The following is a 22,646-nucleotide window of genomic DNA, read 5'->3' on the forward strand; positions in this document are numbered from 1 at the left end:
GTTTTGCGTATTTGATATAATCTCAAAACGTTCTATTAAGAAACCATCAAATGTATTTACCTAAAAACTGCCGCGTAATAACCGTTGGCGACGGAGACTTAAGTTTCTCTAGAGCATTATTGGCTCATGTATCGCCTAATAATCTAATTGCATCAACTTACGACAGTGAATCAGTACTTAGAAATAAATACAAACATAACGCCTTGGATGATTTGTTGAATGCCGGTGTCGCCGTATTCCACGATATTGATATAACTAATTTAGAAAGTGTTAAACAGTTACCTCAAGAGCAGGCCGATATTGTTATTTTTAATCACCCTCTTGTGCCTACGCAAAAAACTTATGCGCAATATCAAAAAGAACGTAATAAAACTGCGAACCTACTAAATAGGAACTTGTTGTATCACTTTATAAAACACAGCTTTGATGTTTTGTTATCGAGCAGCGGCGAACGTCTATGTTATATCACCACTAAGTCAGTGAAGCCTTATAGTCACTGGCACATTGAGACCAGCTTAACCCCTTTGGTTTTAACCCCTTTAGTTTTAACCCCTTTGGTTACAGCCTCAAGTGATTCCAAAAATAGCGTTGAGTTTTTAGGTAGTGAAGCCTTTAACGTGTCTTTATTTAAAAACTACTTAATTCGTAATGTAGATAGAGACAAGTGCGTTAAACATGAGGCGAGTGATATTTACGTCTATTCCGACAATAACGAGCACAACATTAAATCGAGACTAACGTCATTTCAGTATGACCAAGAAGGCTATTGTCCACTTTGTAGAAAAGGTCCATTTGCCAACCAAGCAGACTGGGAACTTCACAAAAACACTCGCATTCACAAAGCTCAGTGGCAATATCACTTAGATTGGCAGCAACATAAGAGCGATCTATAGGCCTTGCCTGCTATATTGCCTAGTGCCTAGGCTTGCGGCGTTGCGTGTAAAAGCGCTTCTTTTATGCGACGTTCGTGGTTTGCTTGCCATTCTTCTAACGACATCTTTTGTTCTGCACCAGCCTTTTTTTTCGCTTTTTCATAGACCTCTGATGCTGTGTATTGCGGTATAACTGCAATACCTTCTGAGTCGGCAACTATAATATCGCCGGGGTTTACCGTGACACCGCCACACACAATAGGTTGGTTTAAAGGCAACTTGGCTTTTTTACTGCCTGGCACAGGAAACACGCCCTTAGCAAATACCGGAAAAGCGTTCTCTTTAATTTCCTCAACATCACGCACCACACCATCAACCACAAAGCCTTTGATACCGCGTTTTTGTGCTACGGCACATACATTCCCACCCGCAACAGCAAAGTCGGTATCAACACCATCCACAACAATAATCGAGCCTTTTGGAGCTTCATAAATTGCCGCATGCATCATCAAGTGGTCGCCCGCAATTAACTGAACCGTAAAAGCTGGCCCTGCAATTCTGTTGGGGGGTTGCAAAAGAGAATGTATTGAAAAGTTGATGAACTGCGTCCGAGGTAACACATTTGCATAATCTGTTGGTGACAATGACTCAAATACCTTTCCCATTTTACATTTTCTCCTTTTTGAACGGTGGCTTGCCGTAAACTAGCGACTTAACAATAGTGCTCTAGTTAAGGCGCTTAATAATTTATAACATCTTTGTGCTTATTTGATAAAGCCGAAGATGAGTGAATTTATGTTTCTTCTAATGAACCACTTTATGTTTCACCTAATAAATCATCTAACTTATATATCGTATTTTCTGAAGCATTGTTTTTGTTAAGTACTTTTTAGCAGGTACTTTTATAACTGCTTTAGGTTAAAAGCTTTTGCTAATGTTCTTTAATTAAAAATTCCTGCTAAACACATTATTGAGCAAACAATCCTTTAATATCGCTCTTCTTCGCTCACTACGCCCTATCACTGTGATATAATTTTGTTAATCAACAAAGGCACTGTGCAGCTAAGGTACTAAACTCAATCAGTACCCTACTATGCCTTTCCAACAGAACTCTATTTGGACCCCAAACATGTCAGACAAGTTTTTTTTCAAAGGTCGTCAAGACGCACGACAAAACCATATAAAAAGCTACCAACCTAAAGTGTCACAAAAAGCAGGAAGTAAAAAGTATCCTTTGGAACTTGTTGTTACTTCGGAAGAAAGAAAAAAAGAAATTGAACAACAACTTAGCGAACACGAGTTATTTGCGAATATTGAAGTAAACACTACTGAAAACGCTCAAGAATCGATAGAGCAGCTCTCTACATTGCTAAATAAAGCCACTACTGTGACTGTTGAGAAAACACCATCTCGTAACGATCCTTGTCTTTGTGGTAGCGGCAAAAAATACAAAAAATGCTGCGGATAAAGTAAAACATTTCCCTTGGCAGACAAAAGCCCGATCTAGTTGATTGGGCTTTTTAGGTTTTATAGCACTTCAATGCAAGTGTTGGTTAATAGCCCGGTTCGTCATCTAAAATAAAATGTTACTCTACCGACCTATTCAACTTACTCATTTTAAGGCTCTGCAAATGCAACCGCAATCCGACCCTTTCATCGTTCCTGCTTGCTTAGAAGATATTCAGGTTGAATATGAAGACCCTGATTTTATTGTAATCAACAAACCTTCTAAATTGTTGAGCTTATCGGGTAAACATCCACTGAACAAAGACTCCGTTCACCATCGCATAGCCCAGCAATACCCCACTGCAACCTTGATTCACCGACTGGATTTTGGCACTTCTGGATTGATGTTACTGGCGTTAAACAAAGATACTAACAAGCAGCTTTGTGATCAGTTTGCAGCGAGGAGTGTGAAAAAAGAGTACCAAGCAATATTGAATGGGCAATTAGCCGAAACTCAAGGTGAGATTACCTTTCCGTTGATTAAAGATGCCGATGGGTTTCCGTTACAAAAGATCTGCTACGAGACTGGAAAGCCGGCCACCAGCCGTTACGAAGTGCTGAGTTATAATTCAGATAACAACACGTCGCGTGTTAAATTTGAGCCTATAACCGGTCGAAACACACCAATTACGATTGCATAGTATGGCTATTAGGCACCCTATTATTGGTTGTGATCTTTATGACTTAGAAGATTCTTATTTTAAGGCTGAGCGACTCATGCTGCATGCCACATACTTGTCGTTTTCTCACCCTAAGTCGAATGAGACCCTGCACTTTTATTCAGCTAGTCCATTCTGAGGTTGTCATTTCGAAACAGACAAGAGGTTTAAAACGTAAAGCTGCATCGTGTTAATCCATGGAACTTTTGTTCGATAAACAATAAGAATTAGGCCACATATTCAAGCAATTAAAAAAACGCTAACCATTAAAAACGTCATATGTGACATCTCACCTTTCTATTTTATTTTTTTATGATTTTACTTTTTAGAAAACAGCATACGTTTAAATGTGTTATCAGCCAGAATGTAGTGATGAAATAATGCTGCCGCGGCATGTGCAGCTATTAAGTAATAACCTGCTTCACCCGCGATTTCGTGTATTTCTTTAATAGTTTTAGCAAGCTCTCTATTTTCACTTACTAGTGCGGGGAGCTCTAGACCAAAAAATGGGACGGGTTTACCGACCATACTTAATATCAACCAGCCAGCGATTGGCATGACAAGCATAAAAACATAAAGCATTATGTGTGCAAATTTAGCGAAGTTACTCTGCCACTTTTTAGGTTTAGGTTGTATTACAGGAGCCGGTCCTGCTAACACTCGCACAACTAACCTAACACTTACTAAAGCCAACACAGATAAACCCAACATAAAATGCCACATTTTAAAGGCATCACGGGTTTCAGTACCCTTATCAAATAGTTCTCTGAGCTCAATACTGCCAAAAACAGCGACAATTAAAATAAACATAAGCCAATGTAACGCAATGGAGAAGGTGTTGTAATGAGTTGTTGAATTCTTAATATTCATGATGCTCCTTTTGTAAAGCAACGTATTTAGCTAAGAGGTTACTTTATGCATAACAAGTTTGCATTATTAGTATCGTGCATAATCATTCTTCGTTTCATGATCTAAAACACACAACGAGCAGCTTTTAATCGCACCGTTTGCTTTTTAACGGCTAATTTAATGTAGTCGGTGAAACTTAAAGTAAACTTAGCCGAACAAAAAAGCCCCACCAATTGGCAGGGCTTCTCTAAATTTTTGTCGTTTTGAAATTTAAGATGTCTTTTATTAATTGAGTAGCTAAGCTTTAAAAAACTTGCTTACTAGAAACAATTAGCCTTCGATTTCTGCATTGTGATAAACGTCTTGCACGTCTTCACAATTTTCAAGCATGTCCATGAATTTCTCAAACATGGCTACGTCGTCACCTGTCACTGGAGTTGTTGTTTGTGGTTCCCAAGAGATTTCTTGAACATCAAAATCAACGCCTTCGAATGACTCTTCCAACGCGGTTTTTACGTTATTGTATTCTGTGTGTGGTGCAGTTACGGTAATTTTACCTTCTTCACTTTCAACGTCTGTAACGTCAACATCTGCCATCATTAGCGCTTCTAAAACTTCATCTTCGTCATTGCCATCAAAAACAAAAATGGCAACGTGATCAAACATGTGAGCTGCAGAGCCTTGAGCACCTAGCTTTGAGTTGGTTTTAGTAAAACTATTACGAACTTCCATGATAGTACGGTTGTTGTTATCTGTTAAACAATCCACGATTACCATGCAGCCACCTGGGCCAAAACCTTCATATCGAGCTGGAGAGTAATCTTCACCCGCGCCGCCAGCAGCTTTATCAACCGCGTTTTTAATTACGTGTGCAGGAACTTGATCTTTTTTCGCACGTTCAATGATATTTTTTAATGCAATGTTTGTATCTGGGTCACCGCCGCCGTTTTTAGCAATTACATAGATCTCTTTTCCGTATTTGGAATAGACCTTAGTCTTCATATTCGCTGTTTTAGCCATTGATTCTTTGCGGTTTTGGTAAGCTCTTCCCATCTTAATCTCTTTTTTTATTTGATGATTTTACGCATTGGTATAGTTTGGCATTATACATAAACGAAAGATTTCGTGCAGTGTTGATAACATTTTTTAAGGTTATTTTTTGATTAATGCTTCAGGTCTATTAAAAATAGCAAGCTGATTAGGTTGCTAGCAGAATTAGTTACATAAAAACTTTTGTTTTACTTAGGCTAAACTACTGCTATAAGGACAAAAATATCGTAAATCTACGGTAATATTTGGGAATTCTATAAATGATTAATTGTATGTTGTTGGATGCCAATGGAAATACACTATTTGGCGGCTCTGAACTAGTAGAACAGTGGAAGTCTGATGCAACCTGTTCCATTTGGATTGATTTGACGGGAGAGGAGCAAAAGTCTGAAGCTAAACTTCTAACGAGCTTAGGGTGTCACACGTTAGCTATTACCGATGCTCAAAGAGACAGACACCCGCCTAAAATTGAGTTATTCAAAGATTATTTGTTCTTGTTGTATCGTGGCATTTATAAAACTCAGCCTGGGTTAATCTTCGAGCACCTACAAATTAGCTTTTTTATTGGCGAACGTATTTTCATTTCACGTCATGAAAAAGAGTCGACGGCCATCAATGCAATGTTCACTGAAGCTGGAGCAAAATACTTAAAACGAAGCCCTATTCATTTAGCGACCAGAATATTTCACCACAGCTGTGGCCTCTATTTAACTGAACTTTTAGACTTTGAGACAGAACTAGAGAGTTTGGAAGATCAGTTTCAAAACAAAGGTTCAGACTCGTTAATGCGAGATATAACAACTTATCGGTCTAGGCTGGTAAAGCTTCGTCGTGCATTTAGCTACCATGTAAATATTGGTAAAGCATTGGCGTCTTACATTGATGATGAAGATACTCAGCTTATAACCAACAAAGAGACTCACACAATTAACGACCTAAACGAGCGTTTGGATAGGCTATTAAGCTTGTCTCAACTTTACTACGACATTTGTGGCGATCTTGTTGATGGTTACCTTTCTGTAACCTCTCACCAACTAAATGCAACGATGCGGGTTTTAACTGTCATTACCGCGGTATTTGTTCCGCTTAGCTTTTTAGCTGGACTGTATGGGATGAATTTTGACTATATTCCCGAACTCAAGGTGGAAAACGGATACTTTATTTTGATTGGCGTCATGCTCACTATCGCCGTTGGTTTGATTGGGCTATTCAAAAAGAAAAACTGGTTATAGGAAAAGCAAATGATTGATGCAGCGTGGTTAGATGTTCAACTGTTTAAAGTTGGGGATTTTAGTTTAAAACTAGGGCAATTAATTTCATTTTTTGTGGTGCTTGTCATTACTGCAGTTGTTAGCAAGGTGCTTCAGGCTGGTTTTAACAGACTTGCCCGACAACAAGGTAATACAAGCCATCATCATCTTTATATTATAAGCCGGATCATTCACTACTTAATTCTGTTTGTCGGCTTTATTATTGCCCTTACTATGCTTGGCTTCAAGGTAACTGAGCTGGCGATTATGGCCAGTGCGCTAGGTATTGGTATTGGTTTAGGCCTGCAAGGAATGGTGAATAACTTTGTTTCCGGCTTAATGATCATGTTTGAGCGAAGCTTAAAAGTAGGCGATTTTATTGAGATTAGTTCAGGTTTGGTTGGCGAAGTAATAGAAATTAATATGCGAGCCACTTTAGTAAGAACCAACGACAATATTGATATTTTAATTCCTAACGCAGATTTAGTGTCAGGTATTGTTACCAACTGGACACTTGCAGACAATGTGAGACGCTTCAGGATCCCTTTTAGTGTTGCTTATGGCTCTGACAAAGAAGTTGTCAAAACGGCGGCTCTAGAGGCTGCTAAAGCCGTTAATTACACATTATCAGTTCCAGGTCGACAACCCATTGTTTGGATGACAGGCTTTGGCGACAGTGCTATTAACTTTACTCTTGGGGTTTGGGTATCACATGAGCAAGTTAAACGCCCTACTGCACTGATGTCTGATTACTTGTGGGCCATAGACGACGCATTACGTGAAAACAACATTGAAATCCCGTTTCCACAGCGCGATTTGCACATTCGAAGTAGTGAAGTTGGGTTTGGTGGTAGTGGTGCCAACCAAAGCATTAGCAGCCAAAGCAGTAGTAGCGACAACATAAAACCACATGACGGTAAATAACTAGAAGGCAAGGAATGCCATACTAAACAAACTTTTTATCTGTCTCTAGAGAGTAACACTCCCACAACTTGCGCTGGCGTTCTGTCTAGCGCAATCAAACCCAACGAGCAGATTTAGATTTAGATTTAGATTATCTGAAATATTAAAAACGTTTTAAAAGGAGTTTTAATGCTTGAATGATTTTATTTTTAAGAGTGTTTTTTCTAGGGGGTTTTGTTTCTGATAACTTTTGTTTCTGATAACTCTTATTTCTGAAATTTGAAATTTTTAAGCTTTCTTTTAAAACTTTGTATTTTTATATTCTTTTTTGAAGGCTTTACTTTGTGGGATTTTTCTTTAGATAAGAATTGGAGCGAGTAACGAGGCTCGAACTCGTGACCTCAACCTTGGCAAGGTTGCGCTCTACCAGCTGAGCTATACTCGCGTCACATACACTTTCGTGTAACTTATACAATTAGATGACCCTGGTATGTTTCATCTAACGTTACTGCTTAGCAGTAAATGGTGCCCGGGGCCGGACTTGAACCGGCACGCTTTGTTAAGCGAGGGATTTTAAATCCCTTGTGTCTACCAATTTCACCACCCGGGCATCGGGGGTATTTTTATAGTAAAGTTGGTACTCTACTTAAGCTATTTCTAGCTTCAAAATTTGGAGCGAGTAACGAGGCTCGAACTCGTGACCTCAACCTTGGCAAGGTTGCGCTCTACCAGCTGAGCTACACTCGCGTCACATTACGTTCTGTCCGATTAATAAAACCAATAAGCCTTATTCATCTTTCATACTTGTATCACTAACACTGTATCTTACACCAATCTAAATTGGAGCGAGTAACGAGGCTCGAACTCGTGACCTCAACCTTGGCAAGGTTGCGCTCTACCAGCTGAGCTACACTCGCGTCACATACACTTTCGTGTAATTTAGATAATTAGATGATCCTGGTATGTTTCATCTAACCTTACTGCTAAGCAGTAAATGGTGCCCGGGGCCGGACTTGAACCGGCACGCTTTGTTAAGCGAGGGATTTTAAATCCCTTGTGTCTACCAATTTCACCACCCGGGCGACACTATTTCGAAATCATGGAGGCGGGTCCCGGAGTCGAACCGAGGTCCACGGATTTGCAATCCGCTGCATAGCCACTCTGCCAACCCGCCAAGCTATTGCTTGACTACATTTGTTTGGAGCGAGTAACGAGGTTCGAACTCGTGACCTCAACCTTGGCAAGGTTGCGCTCTACCAGCTGAGCTACACTCGCGCACTTCACAAATGTCTTCCTAGACTTCTGTTTGTTATCATCGCTGACAACGGAAACGCATTCTACATTTTGATTGTTTGTAGTCAACCGCTAATTGCAATAAAAATGACATTTTAGTGTCGTTTGCTGTTTTTTTAGCTGACACGCTCAAAAATCAGTCTTTTTTACCAGAAATGAATGGCCAGGCTGCTTTAAAGTAAATAAATAGCGACCAAACCGTTAGTAACGTAGCTGTATATAAAAAGAACCACGTTGCATAATCTAACAGCGGACCTAGCAACCAACCTTCAAACACCCAATACTCATTTGGGTGCCACAACAAACCAATCAAGGCTAACATTTGAGCAGCGGTTTTGAATTTTCCTACCATAGATACAGACACATCACCGCTGTGTCCCATTTGAGCCATCCATTCACGAAGCGCAGAAATAACAATTTCGCGCCCAACAATAATCATTGCAGGCACAGCAACCCAAGCATTAGTGTAATCATCCACAGCAACAATGAACGCGACAGCAACCATCACCTTATCTGCCACGGGATCAAAAAACGCACCAAACGGAGTAGATTGATCTAGTTTTCTTGCTAAATATCCATCAAGAGCATCAGTTATTGCAGCAAACCAAAAAATAAAGGCCGTAGCAAAGTATTTCCACTCATAAACATCTGCAGGTAAATAGTAAAAATACACCATTACCGGAATTAAAAAGATACGAAAAGACGTTAAAATATTTGGAATATTCCACATAAAAATTTTACTACATTATTGTTTTGGAGGAGATAGTGTAGATGATGCCTATTTAATCCTTGTCATGCAAGAACGCATGCAAGTCTTCTGCTAATTGTTTACTAATACCAGGAACTTTAGCAAAGTCTTCTGCTTTGGCTGCCATAACGCCTTGTAGACCACCAAAGTTTTTAAGCAGAGCTTGTCGTCGTTTTGCACCTACTCCCGGCATATCTTGCAGGATAGACTGCGTTTTGGCTTTATTGCGCTTATTTCTATGGCCTGTTATTGCGAATCTGTGAGACTCGTCTCGGATATGTTGAATCAAATGCAGGGCCAAGGAAGTTGGTGGTAAATCAATTTCTATTTCACCACCATTTAAATACAAAATTTCCAATCCTGCCTTTCTGCCCTCTCCTTTTGCAATACCTGCAATAATTGGAGACTTTTCTAAAGGCCAGTCAGAAAAAAATGCTTCCGCTTTATTCAGTTGCCCTTTGCCACCATCAATAAACAATACGTCAGGTACATTTTCAGCGGATTCTACGTTCTTGTATCGCTTATTAAGCGCAAACTCCATGGCACCGTAGTCATCGCCACCTTTTACGCCTTTAACGTTATAGCGACGATAAGCCGACTTAGTTGGACCTTCTGGACCAAAAACAACACAAGACGCTATAGGATACTCACCAAATGTGTGACTAATATCAAAACATTCCATCCTTTCGATTTTAGGCACTTTCAGTACTTCGCATAACTCTTTGTACTTGCTACTTATCGCACGGCCATCTGATAACTTGGTCGCTAAATCAATATCCGCGTTTTTTTGTGCCAGTTGGTAATACTTAAACTTTTCACCTCGTTGAGGTTTAACCAACTCTACCTTTGCACTTCGTACTTGGGCAATCGCAGCTGCCAGCTCTTCAAGCTCTTCTGTTTCTGGCGGGACAATGATGGTTTTAGGTATATTTTGGCCACCAACACCATTTAAGTAAAACTGACTAATAAACGAAGTGACAATTTCGCTTGGCTCTGAATTTGCTGGAACTGTTGGAGAAAAGTTTTTACTGCCTAATACTTTTTGGTCTCGAATATACAAAACATGCATTGAGGCTAAGCCTTTATCACTAGAGAAGGCTAAAACGTCTATTTCATCGATAGTACCGCTTACATTTTGTTGCTCTGTGACTTTACGCAGAGCGAATATTTGATCTCGGTAAAAACCGGCATCTTCAAAATGAAGCTTTTCACTGGCAACTTCCATTTTATTTATCAGCAAGTCGATAACATCTTGGCTTTTTCCAGTAAGAAACTTTTTAACCAACTCAACTTGCTCTTGATACTGCTCGTCCGTAACAAAACCTTCCACACAAGGTGCGGAACACCTTTTTAATTGATGCTGAAGGCATGGACGACTTCGAACTTTATAAAACCCATCTTCACATTGCCTAACCGGAAATATTTTTTGCATGATCCTTAAGCTTTGCCAAACTGCACCGGCGCTAGGAAAAGGCCCAAAGTAGTGGCCTTTATTTCGCTTTTTACCACGATGCATAGTGAGTCTTGGATGCTTGTGATCAGTAATTAAAATGTAAGGATAAGATTTATCATCACGTAAAAGAATATTGTATTTGGGGAGATACTCTTTTATTAGATTGTTTTCTAGAATTAACGCTTCTGTTTCAGTTTCTGTAACGGTAACTTCAATATTACAAATCTGAGCCACCAGCGCTTGCGTTTTAACACTGGATACGTTCTTCTGGAAATAGCTAGATAAACGGTTTTTTAGGTTTTTTGCTTTACCAACATAAATAACCGTCGCACCAGCGTCAAACATACGATAGACGCCAGGCTCGGTGGTTACATGTTTTAAAAACTTAGAAGAGTCGAATTTGTCGGCAGACATAATTTAGAATTACAGTTTTTCCATATCAAGCATGCCGTGACGAATAGCAAGGTGAGTCAACTCAACGTCGTTACAGATATTAAGTTTTTCAAACATCCTATAACGATAACTATTAACCGTTTTTGAGCTTAAATTAAGTTGAGTGGCAATATCTTGTACTTTTTCACCTTTGGTGATCATCATCATGATTTGAAGTTCACGCTCACTGAGAGCATCAAAAGGTTTATCTGAATCAACACCATTAAATTGGCTTAACGCCATTTGTTGGGCTATTTCGGCAGAAATAAATCGTTGGCCAACATTAACCTGTTTTATCGCATTAACAAGATCATCCGGAGAAGTCGTTTTAGCTAAAAAACCTTGAGCACCATTCTGCATTACCTTTGTTGGGAAAGGGTCTTCAGCATACATGGTTAAAATAATCACTTTTACGTCGGGACAGTAGCGAGAAATCTTTTTTGTCGCCTCAATACCACCAATACCTGGCATGTTCATGTCCATCAATACGATATCAGGCTCATTAGAACGGCAAAACTGAAACGCAGCTTCGCCTGATTCTTCTTCACCAATCACTTTCATGCCGCGTACGTCTTCTAATATACGTCTGATACCAGTACGAACTAACTCGTGATCATCAACTAATAATATGTTGATCAAGGCCTTTCTCCTCAGTCACAAAATACCGCATTAAACTACCATAAACTCAAAGTAAGGCAATATAAATATACCGTCACCCTGGTTACTAAAAAAACAAATAAAAATATATTTATCAGTTGGTTAAGTTGCGTCAGCCTGCTGTTCTGGTGCCGCAGCCCAAAACTCTGGTAGCGCCCTGCAACGGTTTGTTACTTCCATTATGTTTGGAAATTGACTCATATCAACATTAAAGCGCTCTGCGTTATACACTTGTGGAATCAAACAGATATCGGCCCAGCTAATTTCATCGCCATAACAAAACAGTCCTTTTGTCCTAGCCAAAGAAGCTTCAAGCGCTTTAAAACCGACAACAACCCAGTGTTGATACCACTGCTTTTTAATCGCGTCTTCTTGGTTTAACTCATTGCTTAAATAACTTAATACTCTAAGGTTATTTAGCGGATGAATATCACAGGCAATATCGTAAGCTAACGCTTTTGCTTTTACATTGTCCTCTAGGCCTTTTGGCAAGAGTGCAACGTCCGGGTATTTTTGTTCTAGGTAATCTAATATCGCCATTGACTGGTTTAGTGACATTTCACCATCAACTAACGTTGGCACTAACTCATTAGGATTTAATTCTTTATAGCTTTGTGAGTGTTGCTGACCACCATCTTTAACTAAGTGTATGCTAATTAATTCGCAGTCTATCTTCTTTAAATTCAAAGCGATTCTTACTCTGTATGCCGCTGATGATCGCCAGTATCCAAATAATTTCATAGTTATACCTTCGTGCTTTTTTTATTAATGCCGTAATCACGTAGTTTGTTTGCAATAGCGGTATGGCTCAGGCCTAATTTTTTGGCTAATTGTCGTGAACTTGGATAAGCCGGGTAAAGCTTTCTTAATAAACTTGCTTCAAATCGTTTAACGGCTTGATCTAAACTGCCCTCAAACCCTTCATCTAAATAACCAAATTCATTGCTGTAACAAGGTAGTTCTAGGTCTTGTTGCTCTAATATGTCGTTCTCAGAAATACTAATTGCACGATACAGGCTGTTTTCCAGTTGGCGCGTATTACCAGGCCAAGGGTAACCTTGAATATACTCAGAGCAATTTTTAGATAACGTAGGGGCGCGTTTGCCAAGCTCCGTGGCAAATTTCTGAATAAAGTGATTTGCAAGCGGGTTAATATCCATTCTTCGTTCACGAAGTGGTGGAATGGTGATGCTCAAAACATTTAAGCGATAATACAAGTCTTCTCTAAACTCGCCCTCTTGCACCATATTTGATAAATCTTTTTGGGTAGAACAGATAACACGAACGTCTACTTTTACTTCTTGCTCTTCAGCTACTCTTCTAAAGGTGCCATCTTGTAAAAAACGAAGTAACTTGGTTTGCATTTCAGATGACATTTCACTTACTTCATCTAAGAATACAGTGCCGCCATTAGCCTGCTCAAAAATACCTCTTTTACCTGATGTATCTTGTGTATCAAAAGCGTCTCCGCTAAATCCAAATAACTCTGACTCAGCGACGTTGTCAGGTAAAGATGCGCAGCTTAATGCAATAAATGGATGTTCACTGCGAGCACTTGCGTCATGGCAGGCTCTAGCTAGAAGTTCTTTGCCCGTGCCTGTTTCGCCTTGTAATAATACCGGCGCATCAAGTTGAGACATTTTTTTAGCTTCACGAATGACTCTTCGCATACTTGTGCTATTTGCCAAAATATCATTAAACGACTCGTTGTTGTCATCTCTGAAGGCATTGATTTGTTGGCCTAGACGGCTATGAGATTTTAAGTTAACTACAGCGCCAGCTAACTGCACGTTGCCGTCTTCGTCGGTTACGTTAATAGGGAGAATATCTGTTACAAACTCTTCATTATTGCCAGTAAGCTTTAATGTTTGGCCGGTTACTTCTTTAGCATCAAGCCATTTTACAAAGTTAAACCCTTTTAGAATACTTTGAATTGGCTGACCAATAATGTCTGATTCAGATACGCCAAGATCCACCAACGAAGCTTGGTTTGCAGTTACAATTTGACCTTTGCTATCTATTGAAATAACGCCGTCAGGTAATATTCTTAACAACGTCACCAATTCATTATGTTCGCGTTCATAAGGCAAAAAGTTAGTGGTTTTAACATCCGTGATGCCATCAACTCGTCGAATCGCGGCCATGACTTGTTGAAACGCTTCAAAGTCTATTTTTGGAAACGCGACATAAAGACACTTACTGACTTTATCAAACTCAATGCCTCGCAAATCAATATCGTGATCAACGAGAATATTAAGTACTTCTTTCGCTAAGCCCATTCGGTCTTGGCAGGCAATTTGTAACCGCATCATTGCTCCGAGTATGAAAACTGAAAGTGTTCTTGTAAGTTTGCAATTGTAAATACAAAAGCGCCACGTTGGCAACAATTATTTACACCTTGGGGGATCAAAAAAGGCACAACCAAGTGCCTCTTTAAATAGTAATTTAAACGTTTGTTTTATAAACGCGTATTAAACTGTTAAGCAACGTTTTTTGGCGGAAAAGTAGGTGGATATAAACCTAATTTCATCGCATCTCTCACCATGCCCATCAAGTCCATTTGAGATATTTCAAATAATTGCTCGATGCCGTCAATGACATAATATTTAGGTTGCATAATGTCTATACGGTAAGGCGTTCTGAATGCATCAATAACATTCATAGTGTTACGCTCAGGAATATCTGAATTAAAGGCGTACTCCGTTTCACCTGGTGAGGATAAAATACCACCACCATAGATGCGAAGTTCGTCATTTTGTTTCATCAAACCAAATTCTACAGTAAACCAATATAGGCGAGCTAAATAAACGCGCTCTTCTTTGGTCGCAGCTAAACCTAACTTACCGTAAGTATGAGTAAACTCAGAAAATGCAGGGTTTGTTAACATTGCACAGTGACCAAATATTTCATGAAAAATATCAGGCTCCTGCAAATAATCAAAGTGCTCTCTGCGTCTTATAAACGAAGCCGTTGGGAATTTCTTTTCTGCTAATAGTTTAAAAAACGACTCAAAGTTTATTAATGCAGGAACTTCCGCACACTGCCAACCGGTTGTATCCAGCAAAACTTCACTTATTTCGCCAAGTTGCGGTACTCGATCTTTTGGCATGTCGAGTTTCTCTAGGCCTTCAAAGTACTCATCACAAGCCTTGCCTTTAATTACGTCTAGTTGGCGTTCGATCAATTCGCTCCAAACTTGGTTTTCATCGTCACTCCAATGAATAATACCATTTGCGTCAGACTGCTTTGAACTGTATGTCGACTGTTTAGCCATGTTGCCTTACCTCCAGCTTACTGCTGTACTTACTGAATCTGATCTTAATGCAAGTATATAGTCAAACGCTTGCTTTAGATCAGCTATTAAATCATTTACATTTTCCAGACCTACCGATATACGAATAAGTCCATCGCTAATTCCGGCGGATAAACGCTCTTCCGGAGTATAGGGTGAGTGTGTCATTGACGCAGGGTGCTGAATTAATGACTCAGCGTCACCTAAACTCACCGCAATAGAAAATAACTGCATTGCATCTATGAACGCTTGTCCTTCTTCAACTGAGCCTTCTAATTCAAAGCCAACAACGCCACCTGCCCCTTTCATTTGTTTACCAATAAACTGATGACCTTGGTGTGATGGTAAACCTGGGTAATAGACTTTTGAAACCAACGGATGCATTTCTAAATACTCTGCAACAGTTTGAGCTGACTCACAATGCCTAGCCATTCTAACAGAAAGTGTTTTTAATCCACGTAGAATTAACCACGCATCATGTGGACTCATCGTGCCGCCAACGTCTTTTAGGATAGTTAACTTGATAGTTTCTATCTTTTCTGCCGAAGAAACGATTATTCCAGCAATGACATCACCGTGGCCATTTAGGTACTTTGTGGCGCTATGAATAACGATATCAATGCCAAAATCAGCCGGGCACTGTAACAGCGGAGACATGAACGTATTGTCGATAACGGATATTAAATTATGTTTCTGACAAAAATTACCGAACATTTCTAAATCAAGTACCCTGAGGTTTGGGTTAATTGGTGTCTCAGCAAATACCATCTTTGTATTTGGCTTTAGCGCTTGATTAAACTCTTCGATGTTGTCCATATCAATAAAGGTCACTTCAATGCCCCACTTAGGCAACTGATGATTTAGTAACGCAAATGAACAGCCATAAATAGCCTTACAGGCAATGATGTGATCGCCCGCTTCTAAAAAGCTCAATAACGCACCTGAAACAGCGGCCATTCCGGTTGCGGTCGCTGCGGCGTCTTCCATTTTCTCTAGCGCAGCCATTTTTACTTCAAGCTCACGGGTTGTTGGGTTACCTAATCGAGTATAAATATATCCAGGCTCTTCACCTGCGAATCGAGCAGCACCTTGCGCTGCATTTTCAAATACAAAGGTAGACGTTTGAAACAATGGACTGGTTAATGCGCCGTGATAGGCTCCTTTCTCTTTGCCCGCGTGGATGCAAAGTGTGTCTGGATGTGGAGCTTTATTCTTGTTGTTATTAATATTCATAAAGTACTCTTCTTAAAAGGCATGACATTACTAATGAGTCATTTGAGAGAGACTTTGCATAAATTTTGTTAGAGTTAATAATCTAAATGTACTATTAAGTGCAAACCGAATGTAAATCAAAATTTACATTCCAAACAACAGCAACAAACAGCAAAAAGCCGCATTTAAGCGGCTTTAGAAATTAAAGAACAGTACGTAAATAGTAGGTATTTATTTAAAGTTTATTAATTTCACGTTTTAACGTGTATTCGTTCGACGTAACGTAGGTTTCCATTCCTCTAATACGCGCTTCAATGCCATCAAACTGTCTTTTAATATCTCTAAACGCTTTCACTGGTGGTTCTCCAGCCTGATATACATTGCGTTTTACATGAACAGCTTGGTCAATTTCCTGCTCAAAAGTAGCCCACGGCTTGGTTTGTGAGGAAAAGCTCCCTTTTGTTGGACTTTCTGTTACATCCTTATCCAAAATAAACCAAGCGGCGATATAAGCGACGATAAAAAAGCCGCCTGAAAAGATAATACCACTGAACCAGATAACTCTTATTAACCAAGTTTCAATTCCTGAAAACTCGGCCAAACCGGCACACACGCCTGCTACTTTGCCTTTACTCGGTATACGTTGTAACTTTTTAGTTGTTTGCTTTGTCATAATAAACCTCTTCATCTTTTAACGAGGTTGTCCACGCCATCCTGGCGCTTCAACATCTAATATAGACTCTAGAGTTTTAACTCGCTCTCCCAACGACTCAGCCTTATGCGCTAAGTCGTACAGCTCTTGAATCTCTCTTTCGTTTAATCCTTGGCTAACTTGCTTTTTACTACGGTAATGCATAATCAACCAGATTGGCGCCACAAAAATCATGAATATAATTATAGGCGCTACTAAAATTCCTACTACATCGTCCATATTGTTCTCCTTGGCCTATTTAATTAATTTTCTTTTTTGTTCGACTTTAATTTTGCTTTTAGTGCTTCAAGTTCACTATCCACTTTTTCTGATGACTCTAATTCAGCAAATTCATCCGCTAATGTTTTGTTGCCTAAGTCGTAAGACTCAGCTTCAGCTTCAATGCTATCAATTTTACGTTCGTACTGTTCAAATCGAGAAAGCGCATCATTCAGCTTGCCGTTACTTAGCTTGCTTTTCACATCTAATCTTGAAGAAGCTGTTTTACCGCGCATCAAAATTGTTTTCTGACGCGCTTTTGCATCTTCTAACTTAGCTTGTAATTGACCAATTTCATCTTGAAGACGGCTAACTTGATCATCAAGAGCAGACAAGTCTTTTTCATAAGCTTCCACTTGCTCTTCGCTTTTTTGCTTTTCAGCTAACGCTTGACGCGCCAAGTCTTCTCTATCTTTAGAAAGCGCAAGTTCAGCTTTATTCTGCCAATCCGACGCTTCTGCTTTTAATCGTTCAATAATTCGAACGACATCTTTTTTATCCGCTAAGGTTCTTGCTGACGATGAACGAACCTCAACTAAAGTATCTTCCATTTCTTGAATAATTAGGCGAACCATTTTTTCTGGATCTTCCGCCTTATCAAGCAATGAATTAATGTTTGCATTCACAATATCCGCAAAGCGTGAAAAAATTCCCATAATACTTACCTCTATGTTGGTTGTTTGAACGTTCCCGTTCTGTAAACAGTAACCTAATGTCACGTTGCGATAATACATTCAGGTATCTTGCCAGTTTTTAAAAATAACTCAAACATCTGTTTTATATAAGTTTAATTTTTATTAAATCAGTTCTTTTAGTTTTAGTGAATATAAAATACACTACTAATTAGTCATTTTAACCAACTGTTGAAACTATGAATCATTTTAGGAAGAAAGATAACCTCATTGGCCAAGCAAACTCGTTTTTAGAAGTACTAGAGCAAGTTTCACAGTTGGCGTCCTTAAATAAGCCCGTATTAATAATTGGCGAGCGAGGAACGGGTAAAGAGCTTATTGCAGCTCGACTGCACTACCTTTCAAGCCGATGGGATCAGAACTACGTTACCCTTAATTGTGCAGCATTAAACGAAAACCTTCTAGAAAGTGAATTATTTGGCCATGAATCCGGTGCCTTTACGGGAGCTGGTAAGCGCCATGAAGGGCGATTTGAGCGAGCGAATAGCGGTACACTTTTTTTAGATGAGCTTGCAAACACTTCAGGGTTAGTTCAAGAAAAATTATTAAGAGTTATTGAGTATGGTGAGTTTGAGCGCGTTGGTGGTTCAAAAACCGTTAAGGTTGATACTCGATTAGTCTGTGCAACAAATGAAGACTTACCGGCGCTTGCTGAAGCTGGTGAATTTAGATCAGATTTATTAGACCGACTGGCATTTGATGTTATTACGCTCCCTCCTCTGCGAGAACGTCGAGAGGATATAATGATCCTTGCTGAGCACTTTGCAATATCGATGGTAAAAGAACTCGGTTGGGAGCTTTTTAGCGGGTTTTCGAGAAAAGCTAAAGAGTTTTTAATGGAGTATCATTGGCCAGGAAATGTAAGGGAGCTAAAAAATGTTGTCGAGCGAAGTGTTTATCGTGCGGCCAACCCTCACGTTCCAGTACACGACATTGTGATTGACCCTTTTGACAGTCCTTATAGACCTAAACAACGTGTAAAAACTCAAGATAGACAGTCCGACGTGGTCATTAGCCCAGCGGTGGTTGCAACTTCTAGTCATGATTTAGTAAATGCTTCTGTCAATCAAACCAGTAGTCCTTTAGAATTAGAGCCTACCTTTCCGTTAGACTTTAAACTGGCCAGCCAGGAGTTTGAGATTAATTTGATTAAAAAAGCACTCGCTAATTGTCATTACAATCAAAAAAAATCTGCTGAACAACTTGGTGTTACTTATCATCAGTTACGTGGCTATTTAAAGAAGTACAATCTGTTGGACAGTAATGGCGAAGATTAAAAGCTTACTAAACAGCTGCTTAATTATGCTTGGAGTATCAAGCATAGCGGCTTGTGATATTCAACAAGACTCAGGGTTAGCATCTAAAACCCTGCTGTATTGTAGTGAAGGCTCTCCAGAATCATTTAACCCGCAGTTAGTCACCAGCGGTACGACTATCGACGCTGTATCACAGCAAATTTATAATCGTTTAGTTAAAATAGACTCTGATTCAGGTCAGGTTGTCTCTGATATAGCCCGCAAAGTTATTGTGTCTAGTGACGCTATGCGGTACCGCTTTTATCTACGAAAAGGGATTAAATTTCATTCCACCGACTACTTTACACCTACGCGTGACTTAAACAGCTCGGACATACTTTTTACTTTTTCAAGGATACTGCATTCCGACCACCCATTTCACGAAGTGAGTGGCGGTCAATATCCCTTTTTTGAAGGCATTGGCTTATCCCAATTAATTGAACAGATAATTGTCGTAGACGATTTAACAATAGAGTTTAGGTTGGTTGATCCCCAAGCTTCGTTCCTGGCGAATATGGCCACTGACTTTGCCGTTATTCTTTCTGCAGAATATGGCGAGCAGTTAATTAATGAAAACCGCAAAGAACAAATCGATCAGATGCCTATTGGCAGTGGTCCATTCAAATTTAAAGAATATAAGAGAGATCATTATATTCGATACGCCAAAAATGATGACTACTGGCAACCAGAGTCAAATTTAGAACAAATCATTTTTGATATCACACCAGATAATTCCACTCGTTTAGCAAAACTCTTAACCAAAGAGTGCGATGTGCTGGGTTACCCTTCCGCTTCAGATGTGGGCTTTTTAGAAAAGCGCAGCGATATAGATATTAAAGACAGTACGTCAATGAATGTGAGTTATTGGGCATTTAATACCGAAGTCCCACCTTTTCACAATCCACAAGTTAGAAAAGCCCTATCATATGCAGTAGACCAGAGCGCTATTATTGATGCTGTTTATTTTGGTTTGGCTCAACCAGCTACAAGTTTACTACCACCAACCTCTTGGGCTTATAATGCTGACTCTTATGTAAGCCAATACAACTTAGAGAAAGCAAAAGCATTATTAGTTGAAGCTGGATTTCCTGATGGATTTGAAATGGACATTTGGGCCATGCCCGTGCAACGCGTTTATAATCCAAATGCCAGTAAAATGGCGGAGATCCTCCAACAAAGTTTAAAAGAATTGAACATTAAAGCCAATATTGTGACCTATGACTGGGGCACATTCAGAAAGAAATTGGCTAATGGGGAGCATGACTCGGTATTGATTGGTTGGTTAGCTGACAATTCAGATCCAGATAATTTTTATAGGCCTCTATTAAGTTGTGCTGCGGCTATGTCTGGTTCCAATAGAAGTGCGTGGTGTAACAACGAATTTGACCACAATGTTAAACGAGCTTTATCTACAGCTGATCAAGCTCAAAGAAAAGTATTTTATACCAACGCTGAAAATGTAATTAGAGACCAAGTTCCGTTAGTACCTATTGCGCATGCAACAAGACATAAGGTGCAACATAAATACATTAGTAATGTAAATATAAACCCTTACGGCGGCATTGACTTTTCCGCGACCCAAAAAGGTAAACCGTAATGTTGAACTATATGTTACGGAAATTTTACTTATTAATATTTGTTACGTTTGGTGTAACCGTATTCGCCTTTTCACTAAACTATTTATTTCCAGGTGATGTGTTAACAAACATGACTGGAAACCAAGCTATATCTACCGAACTACATCAAATTTTAATAGAAGAGTATCGTTTAGATAGTAATGTCGTTTTCCAGTATTTTTCTTATATAGAGCGCTTAGTTCACGGCGATTGGGGCGTTTCTTTCATAACCAACACCAGTATCTTTGAACAAGTGTTTACCGCATTACCTGCCACCATCGAACTTGCTATGTACGCGCTCTTATATAGTTTTATTGTCGCCATTCCTCTTGGCATCCTCGCGTCTAACCCAGATCGACCTTGGTTAGATAAACCTATACTGGCGTTATCATTAATCGGCTTTTCTATGCCTATCTTTTGGCTCGCACTTATAATGATCCTGGTATTTTCAATTAATCTAGGTTGGTTTCCGGTATCTGGTCGTTTGAGTCTAATTTACGACATTCCTGTGTCTACAGGTTTTATTCTTATTGATATTCTAATGTCAGAAGTCACGTATAAAGCGGAAGCAATGTTTGATGCACTCACGCACCTTATTATGCCAACATTTGTTCTAGCTGCTTACCCAACAACCGTTTTAATCAGAACAACACGACAATCAATGCACAATGTCTTAGATACGAGTTATGTTAAGGCAGCAAAAGCCAAAGGCTTAAGCGACTTCCAAGTATTAAAGAGACATGCCTTAAGAAATGGTTTATTACCCGTAATTCAAATGTTAGGTATTCATTTTGGTACTCTAATAACACTAGCGATGGTTACCGAAGTTATATTTTCGTGGCCAGGCATTGGCCTTTGGTTAGTAGACGCTATACACCAACGAGATTACCCCGCGATACAAGGTGGATTAATGGTTTTATCAGGCATGGTGTTTGTGGCCACAATATTGTTTGATGTGGTGTACATGATTTTTGATCCACTGGCGAGAAGGCATGGTCATGGCAAAATTTAGATTTTTTTCTTCGCCTAGCAATTACTCTCCATTAAAACAGCTTTGGAGTTTATTTGAACGGAATCACTTTGCGCTTGTTGCGTTTTGGATTTTCATCGTCATGTTCATACTGTCAATTTTTGGCCCATTGTTGGCCCCTTATTCTCCGTATGAACAACACCCAGAAGCATTACTTGTTCCCCCAGCATGGGCTTTGGATGGTCAAATAAATTACTTATTTGGCACTGACGCACTGGGTAGAGATATCTTGTCTCGAGTATTAAGTGGTATTAGTTACTCTTTTGGCCTAGCGATAATTGCGGTCGTGTTAGCACTTACTATTGGGTTGTTCATTGGTACCCTAGCCGGCTTTAGCAAAGGTATAAGAGCAAGTGCACTTAATCATATACTTGATATCGCGTTGATTATGCCGTCATTACTTATTGCTATTGTTATCGTGGCAATTCTTGGACCTGGTATCGCAAACACCTTTTGGGCCGTTGTATTAGCAATGTTGCCTCAATTTATACACCACGTACGCACAGAAGTGGCAGACTTATTAAATAAAGACTTTGTTATTGCGTATCGCCTTGATGGCGCAAATAAATTTCAACTATTTAAGTATGCTTTGATACCCAACTTAGTTGAAGGGTTAGTGATTTTTGGCGCCATGGCCATATCATCTGCAATTTTAGATATTGTTGTTCTTGGTTTTATTGGCATTGGGGCACAAACTCCCGAGCCAGAGCTAGGGACAATGATTGCCGATAGTATTGATGTATTTTATCTTAGCCCTTGGACGGTTATGCTTCCGGGTCTACTGCTCTTTGTATGTATTTTAACAGTCAATATAGTGGGTGATGGATTGCGTCGCGCTCTTAAAGAACGCCGTTTACAGTAGGTAAT

Annotated in this window: 21 protein-coding genes, 7 tRNA genes and 1 pseudogene; 9 read left to right on the forward strand and 20 right to left on the reverse strand. The window is 39.5% G+C overall.

Going from position 1 to position 22,646, the window contains the following annotated elements; genetic code table 11:
• Window positions 1-50: 50 nt before the first annotated feature.
• Window positions 51-893: a class I SAM-dependent methyltransferase gene (locus GNP35_RS06045; protein ID WP_155695288.1), complete on the forward strand. Its 843-nt coding sequence runs from the start codon at window positions 51-53 to the stop codon at window positions 891-893.
• A 26-nt stretch (window positions 894-919) separates the two neighbouring features.
• On the opposite strand, the gene GNP35_RS06050 is transcribed toward GNP35_RS06045, so the two are convergent.
• The gene (locus tag GNP35_RS06050) at window positions 920-1,537 is read right to left on the reverse strand and encodes an RraA family protein (RefSeq protein WP_155695289.1); all 618 of its coding nucleotides are present in this window, start codon (window positions 1,535-1,537) and stop codon (window positions 920-922) included.
• A 464-nt stretch (window positions 1,538-2,001) separates the two neighbouring features.
• Between GNP35_RS06050 and GNP35_RS06055 the strand changes: the two genes are divergently transcribed.
• Both GNP35_RS06055 and GNP35_RS06060 read left to right on the forward strand, forming a co-directional pair.
• Entirely contained in the window at window positions 2,002-2,340 is a 339-nt protein-coding gene (locus GNP35_RS06055; protein WP_155695290.1) for a PBPRA1643 family SWIM/SEC-C metal-binding motif protein, read from the forward strand.
• Window positions 2,341-2,503: 163 nt separating this feature from the next.
• A pseudogene (locus GNP35_RS06060) lies at window positions 2,504-3,176 on the forward strand (RluA family pseudouridine synthase).
• Window positions 3,177-3,355: 179 nt separating this feature from the next.
• On the opposite strand, the gene GNP35_RS06065 reads toward GNP35_RS06060, so the two are convergent.
• On the reverse strand, window positions 3,356-3,907 hold the full coding sequence (locus GNP35_RS06065) for a cytochrome b (RefSeq protein WP_155695291.1): 552 nt from the start codon (window positions 3,905-3,907) through the stop codon (window positions 3,356-3,358).
• Window positions 3,908-4,216: 309 nt separating this feature from the next.
• The gene (locus GNP35_RS06070) at window positions 4,217-4,939 is read right to left on the reverse strand and encodes a YebC/PmpR family DNA-binding transcriptional regulator (protein ID WP_155695292.1); all 723 of its coding nucleotides are present in this window, start codon (window positions 4,937-4,939) and stop codon (window positions 4,217-4,219) included.
• A 257-nt stretch (window positions 4,940-5,196) separates the two neighbouring features.
• On the opposite strand from GNP35_RS06070, the gene GNP35_RS06075 reads away from it, so the two are divergent.
• A complete protein-coding gene (locus GNP35_RS06075; RefSeq protein ID WP_155695293.1) occupies window positions 5,197-6,168 on the forward strand; it encodes a magnesium transporter CorA family protein in 972 nt (323 codons plus the stop codon).
• A gap of 9 nt (window positions 6,169-6,177) precedes the next feature.
• Window positions 6,178-7,110 (forward strand): mechanosensitive ion channel family protein, encoded by a 933-nt coding sequence (locus GNP35_RS06080; protein WP_155695294.1) that lies wholly within the window; start codon window positions 6,178-6,180, stop codon window positions 7,108-7,110.
• 348 nt (window positions 7,111-7,458) lie between these two features.
• Here the strand turns inward: GNP35_RS06080 and GNP35_RS06085 are convergent.
• The 17 genes from GNP35_RS06085 to pspA all read right to left on the reverse strand — a co-directional run bounded on the left by GNP35_RS06085 (window position 7,459) and on the right by pspA (window position 17,802).
• Window positions 7,459-7,534, reverse strand: a tRNA-Gly gene (locus tag GNP35_RS06085).
• 78 nt (window positions 7,535-7,612) lie between these two features.
• Window positions 7,613-7,699, reverse strand: a tRNA-Leu gene (locus GNP35_RS06090).
• Between the two features lie 61 nt (window positions 7,700-7,760).
• A tRNA-Gly gene (locus GNP35_RS06095) sits at window positions 7,761-7,836 on the reverse strand.
• Between the two features lie 94 nt (window positions 7,837-7,930).
• Window positions 7,931-8,006: transfer RNA gene (locus GNP35_RS06100), tRNA-Gly, on the reverse strand.
• A 78-nt stretch (window positions 8,007-8,084) separates the two neighbouring features.
• A tRNA-Leu gene (locus GNP35_RS06105) sits at window positions 8,085-8,171 on the reverse strand.
• A gap of 18 nt (window positions 8,172-8,189) precedes the next feature.
• Window positions 8,190-8,263 (reverse strand) — tRNA-Cys (locus GNP35_RS06110).
• Between the two features lie 25 nt (window positions 8,264-8,288).
• Window positions 8,289-8,364 (reverse strand) — tRNA-Gly (locus tag GNP35_RS06115).
• 154 nt (window positions 8,365-8,518) lie between these two features.
• Window positions 8,519-9,112, reverse strand: a complete 594-nt coding sequence (gene pgsA, locus GNP35_RS06120) for a CDP-diacylglycerol--glycerol-3-phosphate 3-phosphatidyltransferase (RefSeq protein ID WP_155695295.1) — start codon at window positions 9,110-9,112, stop codon at window positions 8,519-8,521.
• A 52-nt stretch (window positions 9,113-9,164) separates the two neighbouring features.
• Entirely contained in the window at window positions 9,165-10,997 is a 1,833-nt protein-coding gene (gene uvrC / locus GNP35_RS06125) for an excinuclease ABC subunit UvrC (RefSeq protein ID WP_155695296.1), read from the reverse strand.
• A gap of 9 nt (window positions 10,998-11,006) precedes the next feature.
• On the reverse strand, window positions 11,007-11,654 hold the full coding sequence (gene uvrY / locus GNP35_RS06130; protein WP_155695297.1) for a UvrY/SirA/GacA family response regulator transcription factor: 648 nt from the start codon (window positions 11,652-11,654) through the stop codon (window positions 11,007-11,009).
• A 120-nt stretch (window positions 11,655-11,774) separates the two neighbouring features.
• Window positions 11,775-12,413: a maleylacetoacetate isomerase gene (gene maiA / locus GNP35_RS06135; protein WP_155695298.1), complete on the reverse strand. Its 639-nt coding sequence runs from the start codon at window positions 12,411-12,413 to the stop codon at window positions 11,775-11,777.
• A gap of 2 nt (window positions 12,414-12,415) precedes the next feature.
• On the reverse strand, window positions 12,416-13,981 hold the full coding sequence (gene tyrR, locus GNP35_RS06140) for a transcriptional regulator TyrR (RefSeq protein WP_155695299.1): 1,566 nt from the start codon (window positions 13,979-13,981) through the stop codon (window positions 12,416-12,418).
• Window positions 13,982-14,151: 170 nt separating this feature from the next.
• Window positions 14,152-14,946: a phenylalanine 4-monooxygenase gene (gene phhA / locus GNP35_RS06145; protein WP_155695300.1), complete on the reverse strand. Its 795-nt coding sequence runs from the start codon at window positions 14,944-14,946 to the stop codon at window positions 14,152-14,154.
• A gap of 6 nt (window positions 14,947-14,952) precedes the next feature.
• A complete protein-coding gene (locus GNP35_RS06150) occupies window positions 14,953-16,197 on the reverse strand; it encodes a trans-sulfuration enzyme family protein (protein ID WP_155695301.1) in 1,245 nt (414 codons plus the stop codon).
• 214 nt (window positions 16,198-16,411) lie between these two features.
• Entirely contained in the window at window positions 16,412-16,849 is a 438-nt protein-coding gene (gene pspC, locus GNP35_RS06155; protein ID WP_155695302.1) for an envelope stress response membrane protein PspC, read from the reverse strand.
• 18 nt (window positions 16,850-16,867) lie between these two features.
• Entirely contained in the window at window positions 16,868-17,107 is a 240-nt protein-coding gene (pspB, locus tag GNP35_RS06160; RefSeq protein WP_155695303.1) for an envelope stress response membrane protein PspB, read from the reverse strand.
• Between the two features lie 23 nt (window positions 17,108-17,130).
• A complete protein-coding gene (gene pspA, locus GNP35_RS06165) occupies window positions 17,131-17,802 on the reverse strand; it encodes a phage shock protein PspA (protein ID WP_155695304.1) in 672 nt (223 codons plus the stop codon).
• A gap of 215 nt (window positions 17,803-18,017) precedes the next feature.
• Between pspA and pspF the strand changes: the two genes are divergently transcribed.
• From pspF to GNP35_RS06185, 4 genes are read left to right on the forward strand one after another with little or no spacing between them, the layout of a single operon-like run.
• On the forward strand, window positions 18,018-19,115 hold the full coding sequence (pspF, locus tag GNP35_RS06170; protein ID WP_155695305.1) for a phage shock protein operon transcriptional activator: 1,098 nt from the start codon (window positions 18,018-18,020) through the stop codon (window positions 19,113-19,115).
• Complete coding sequence (locus GNP35_RS06175) at window positions 19,102-20,730, forward strand: ABC transporter substrate-binding protein (RefSeq protein ID WP_155695306.1); 1,629 nt, start codon at window positions 19,102-19,104, stop codon at window positions 20,728-20,730. Before pspF ends, GNP35_RS06175 begins: the two co-directional genes overlap by 14 nt.
• A complete protein-coding gene (locus GNP35_RS06180) occupies window positions 20,730-21,761 on the forward strand; it encodes an ABC transporter permease (RefSeq protein WP_155695307.1) in 1,032 nt (343 codons plus the stop codon). The genes GNP35_RS06175 and GNP35_RS06180 overlap by 1 nt, the downstream gene beginning before the upstream one ends.
• Window positions 21,748-22,641: an ABC transporter permease subunit gene (locus tag GNP35_RS06185; protein ID WP_155695308.1), complete on the forward strand. Its 894-nt coding sequence runs from the start codon at window positions 21,748-21,750 to the stop codon at window positions 22,639-22,641. Before GNP35_RS06180 ends, GNP35_RS06185 begins: the two co-directional genes overlap by 14 nt.
• Window positions 22,642-22,646: the final 5 nt, after the last annotated feature.

Origin of the sequence: Psychrosphaera haliotis, assembly GCF_009728465.1 — a bacterium.
GTDB lineage: Bacteria > Pseudomonadota > Gammaproteobacteria > Enterobacterales > Alteromonadaceae > Psychrosphaera > Psychrosphaera haliotis.

Bases quoted from the DNA above. Each gene is read 5' to 3' on its own strand.
- GNP35_RS06045 (WP_155695288.1), top strand. From the start codon at position 51: ATGTATTTACCTAAAAACTGCCGCGTAATAACCGTTGGCGACGGAGAC.
- GNP35_RS06050 (WP_155695289.1), bottom strand. From the start codon at position 1,537: ATGGGAAAGGTATTTGAGTCATTGTCACCAACAGATTATGCAAATGTG.
- GNP35_RS06055 (WP_155695290.1), top strand. From the start codon at position 2,002: ATGTCAGACAAGTTTTTTTTCAAAGGTCGTCAAGACGCACGACAAAAC.
- GNP35_RS06065 (WP_155695291.1), bottom strand. From the start codon at position 3,907: ATGAATATTAAGAATTCAACAACTCATTACAACACCTTCTCCATTGCG.
- GNP35_RS06070 (WP_155695292.1), bottom strand. From the start codon at position 4,939: ATGGGAAGAGCTTACCAAAACCGCAAAGAATCAATGGCTAAAACAGCG.
- GNP35_RS06075 (WP_155695293.1), top strand. From the start codon at position 5,197: ATGATTAATTGTATGTTGTTGGATGCCAATGGAAATACACTATTTGGC.
- GNP35_RS06080 (WP_155695294.1), top strand. From the start codon at position 6,178: ATGATTGATGCAGCGTGGTTAGATGTTCAACTGTTTAAAGTTGGGGAT.
- pgsA (WP_155695295.1), bottom strand. From the start codon at position 9,112: ATGTGGAATATTCCAAATATTTTAACGTCTTTTCGTATCTTTTTAATT.
- uvrC (WP_155695296.1), bottom strand. From the start codon at position 10,997: ATGTCTGCCGACAAATTCGACTCTTCTAAGTTTTTAAAACATGTAACC.
- maiA (WP_155695298.1), bottom strand. From the start codon at position 12,413: ATGAAATTATTTGGATACTGGCGATCATCAGCGGCATACAGAGTAAGA.
- tyrR (WP_155695299.1), bottom strand. From the start codon at position 13,981: ATGCGGTTACAAATTGCCTGCCAAGACCGAATGGGCTTAGCGAAAGAA.
- phhA (WP_155695300.1), bottom strand. From the start codon at position 14,946: ATGGCTAAACAGTCGACATACAGTTCAAAGCAGTCTGACGCAAATGGT.
- GNP35_RS06150 (WP_155695301.1), bottom strand. From the start codon at position 16,197: ATGAATATTAATAACAACAAGAATAAAGCTCCACATCCAGACACACTT.
- pspC (WP_155695302.1), bottom strand. From the start codon at position 16,849: ATGACAAAGCAAACAACTAAAAAGTTACAACGTATACCGAGTAAAGGC.
- pspB (WP_155695303.1), bottom strand. From the start codon at position 17,107: ATGGACGATGTAGTAGGAATTTTAGTAGCGCCTATAATTATATTCATG.
- pspA (WP_155695304.1), bottom strand. From the start codon at position 17,802: ATGGGAATTTTTTCACGCTTTGCGGATATTGTGAATGCAAACATTAAT.
- pspF (WP_155695305.1), top strand. From the start codon at position 18,018: ATGAATCATTTTAGGAAGAAAGATAACCTCATTGGCCAAGCAAACTCG.
- GNP35_RS06175 (WP_155695306.1), top strand. From the start codon at position 19,102: ATGGCGAAGATTAAAAGCTTACTAAACAGCTGCTTAATTATGCTTGGA.
- GNP35_RS06180 (WP_155695307.1), top strand. From the start codon at position 20,730: ATGTTGAACTATATGTTACGGAAATTTTACTTATTAATATTTGTTACG.
- GNP35_RS06185 (WP_155695308.1), top strand. From the start codon at position 21,748: ATGGCAAAATTTAGATTTTTTTCTTCGCCTAGCAATTACTCTCCATTA.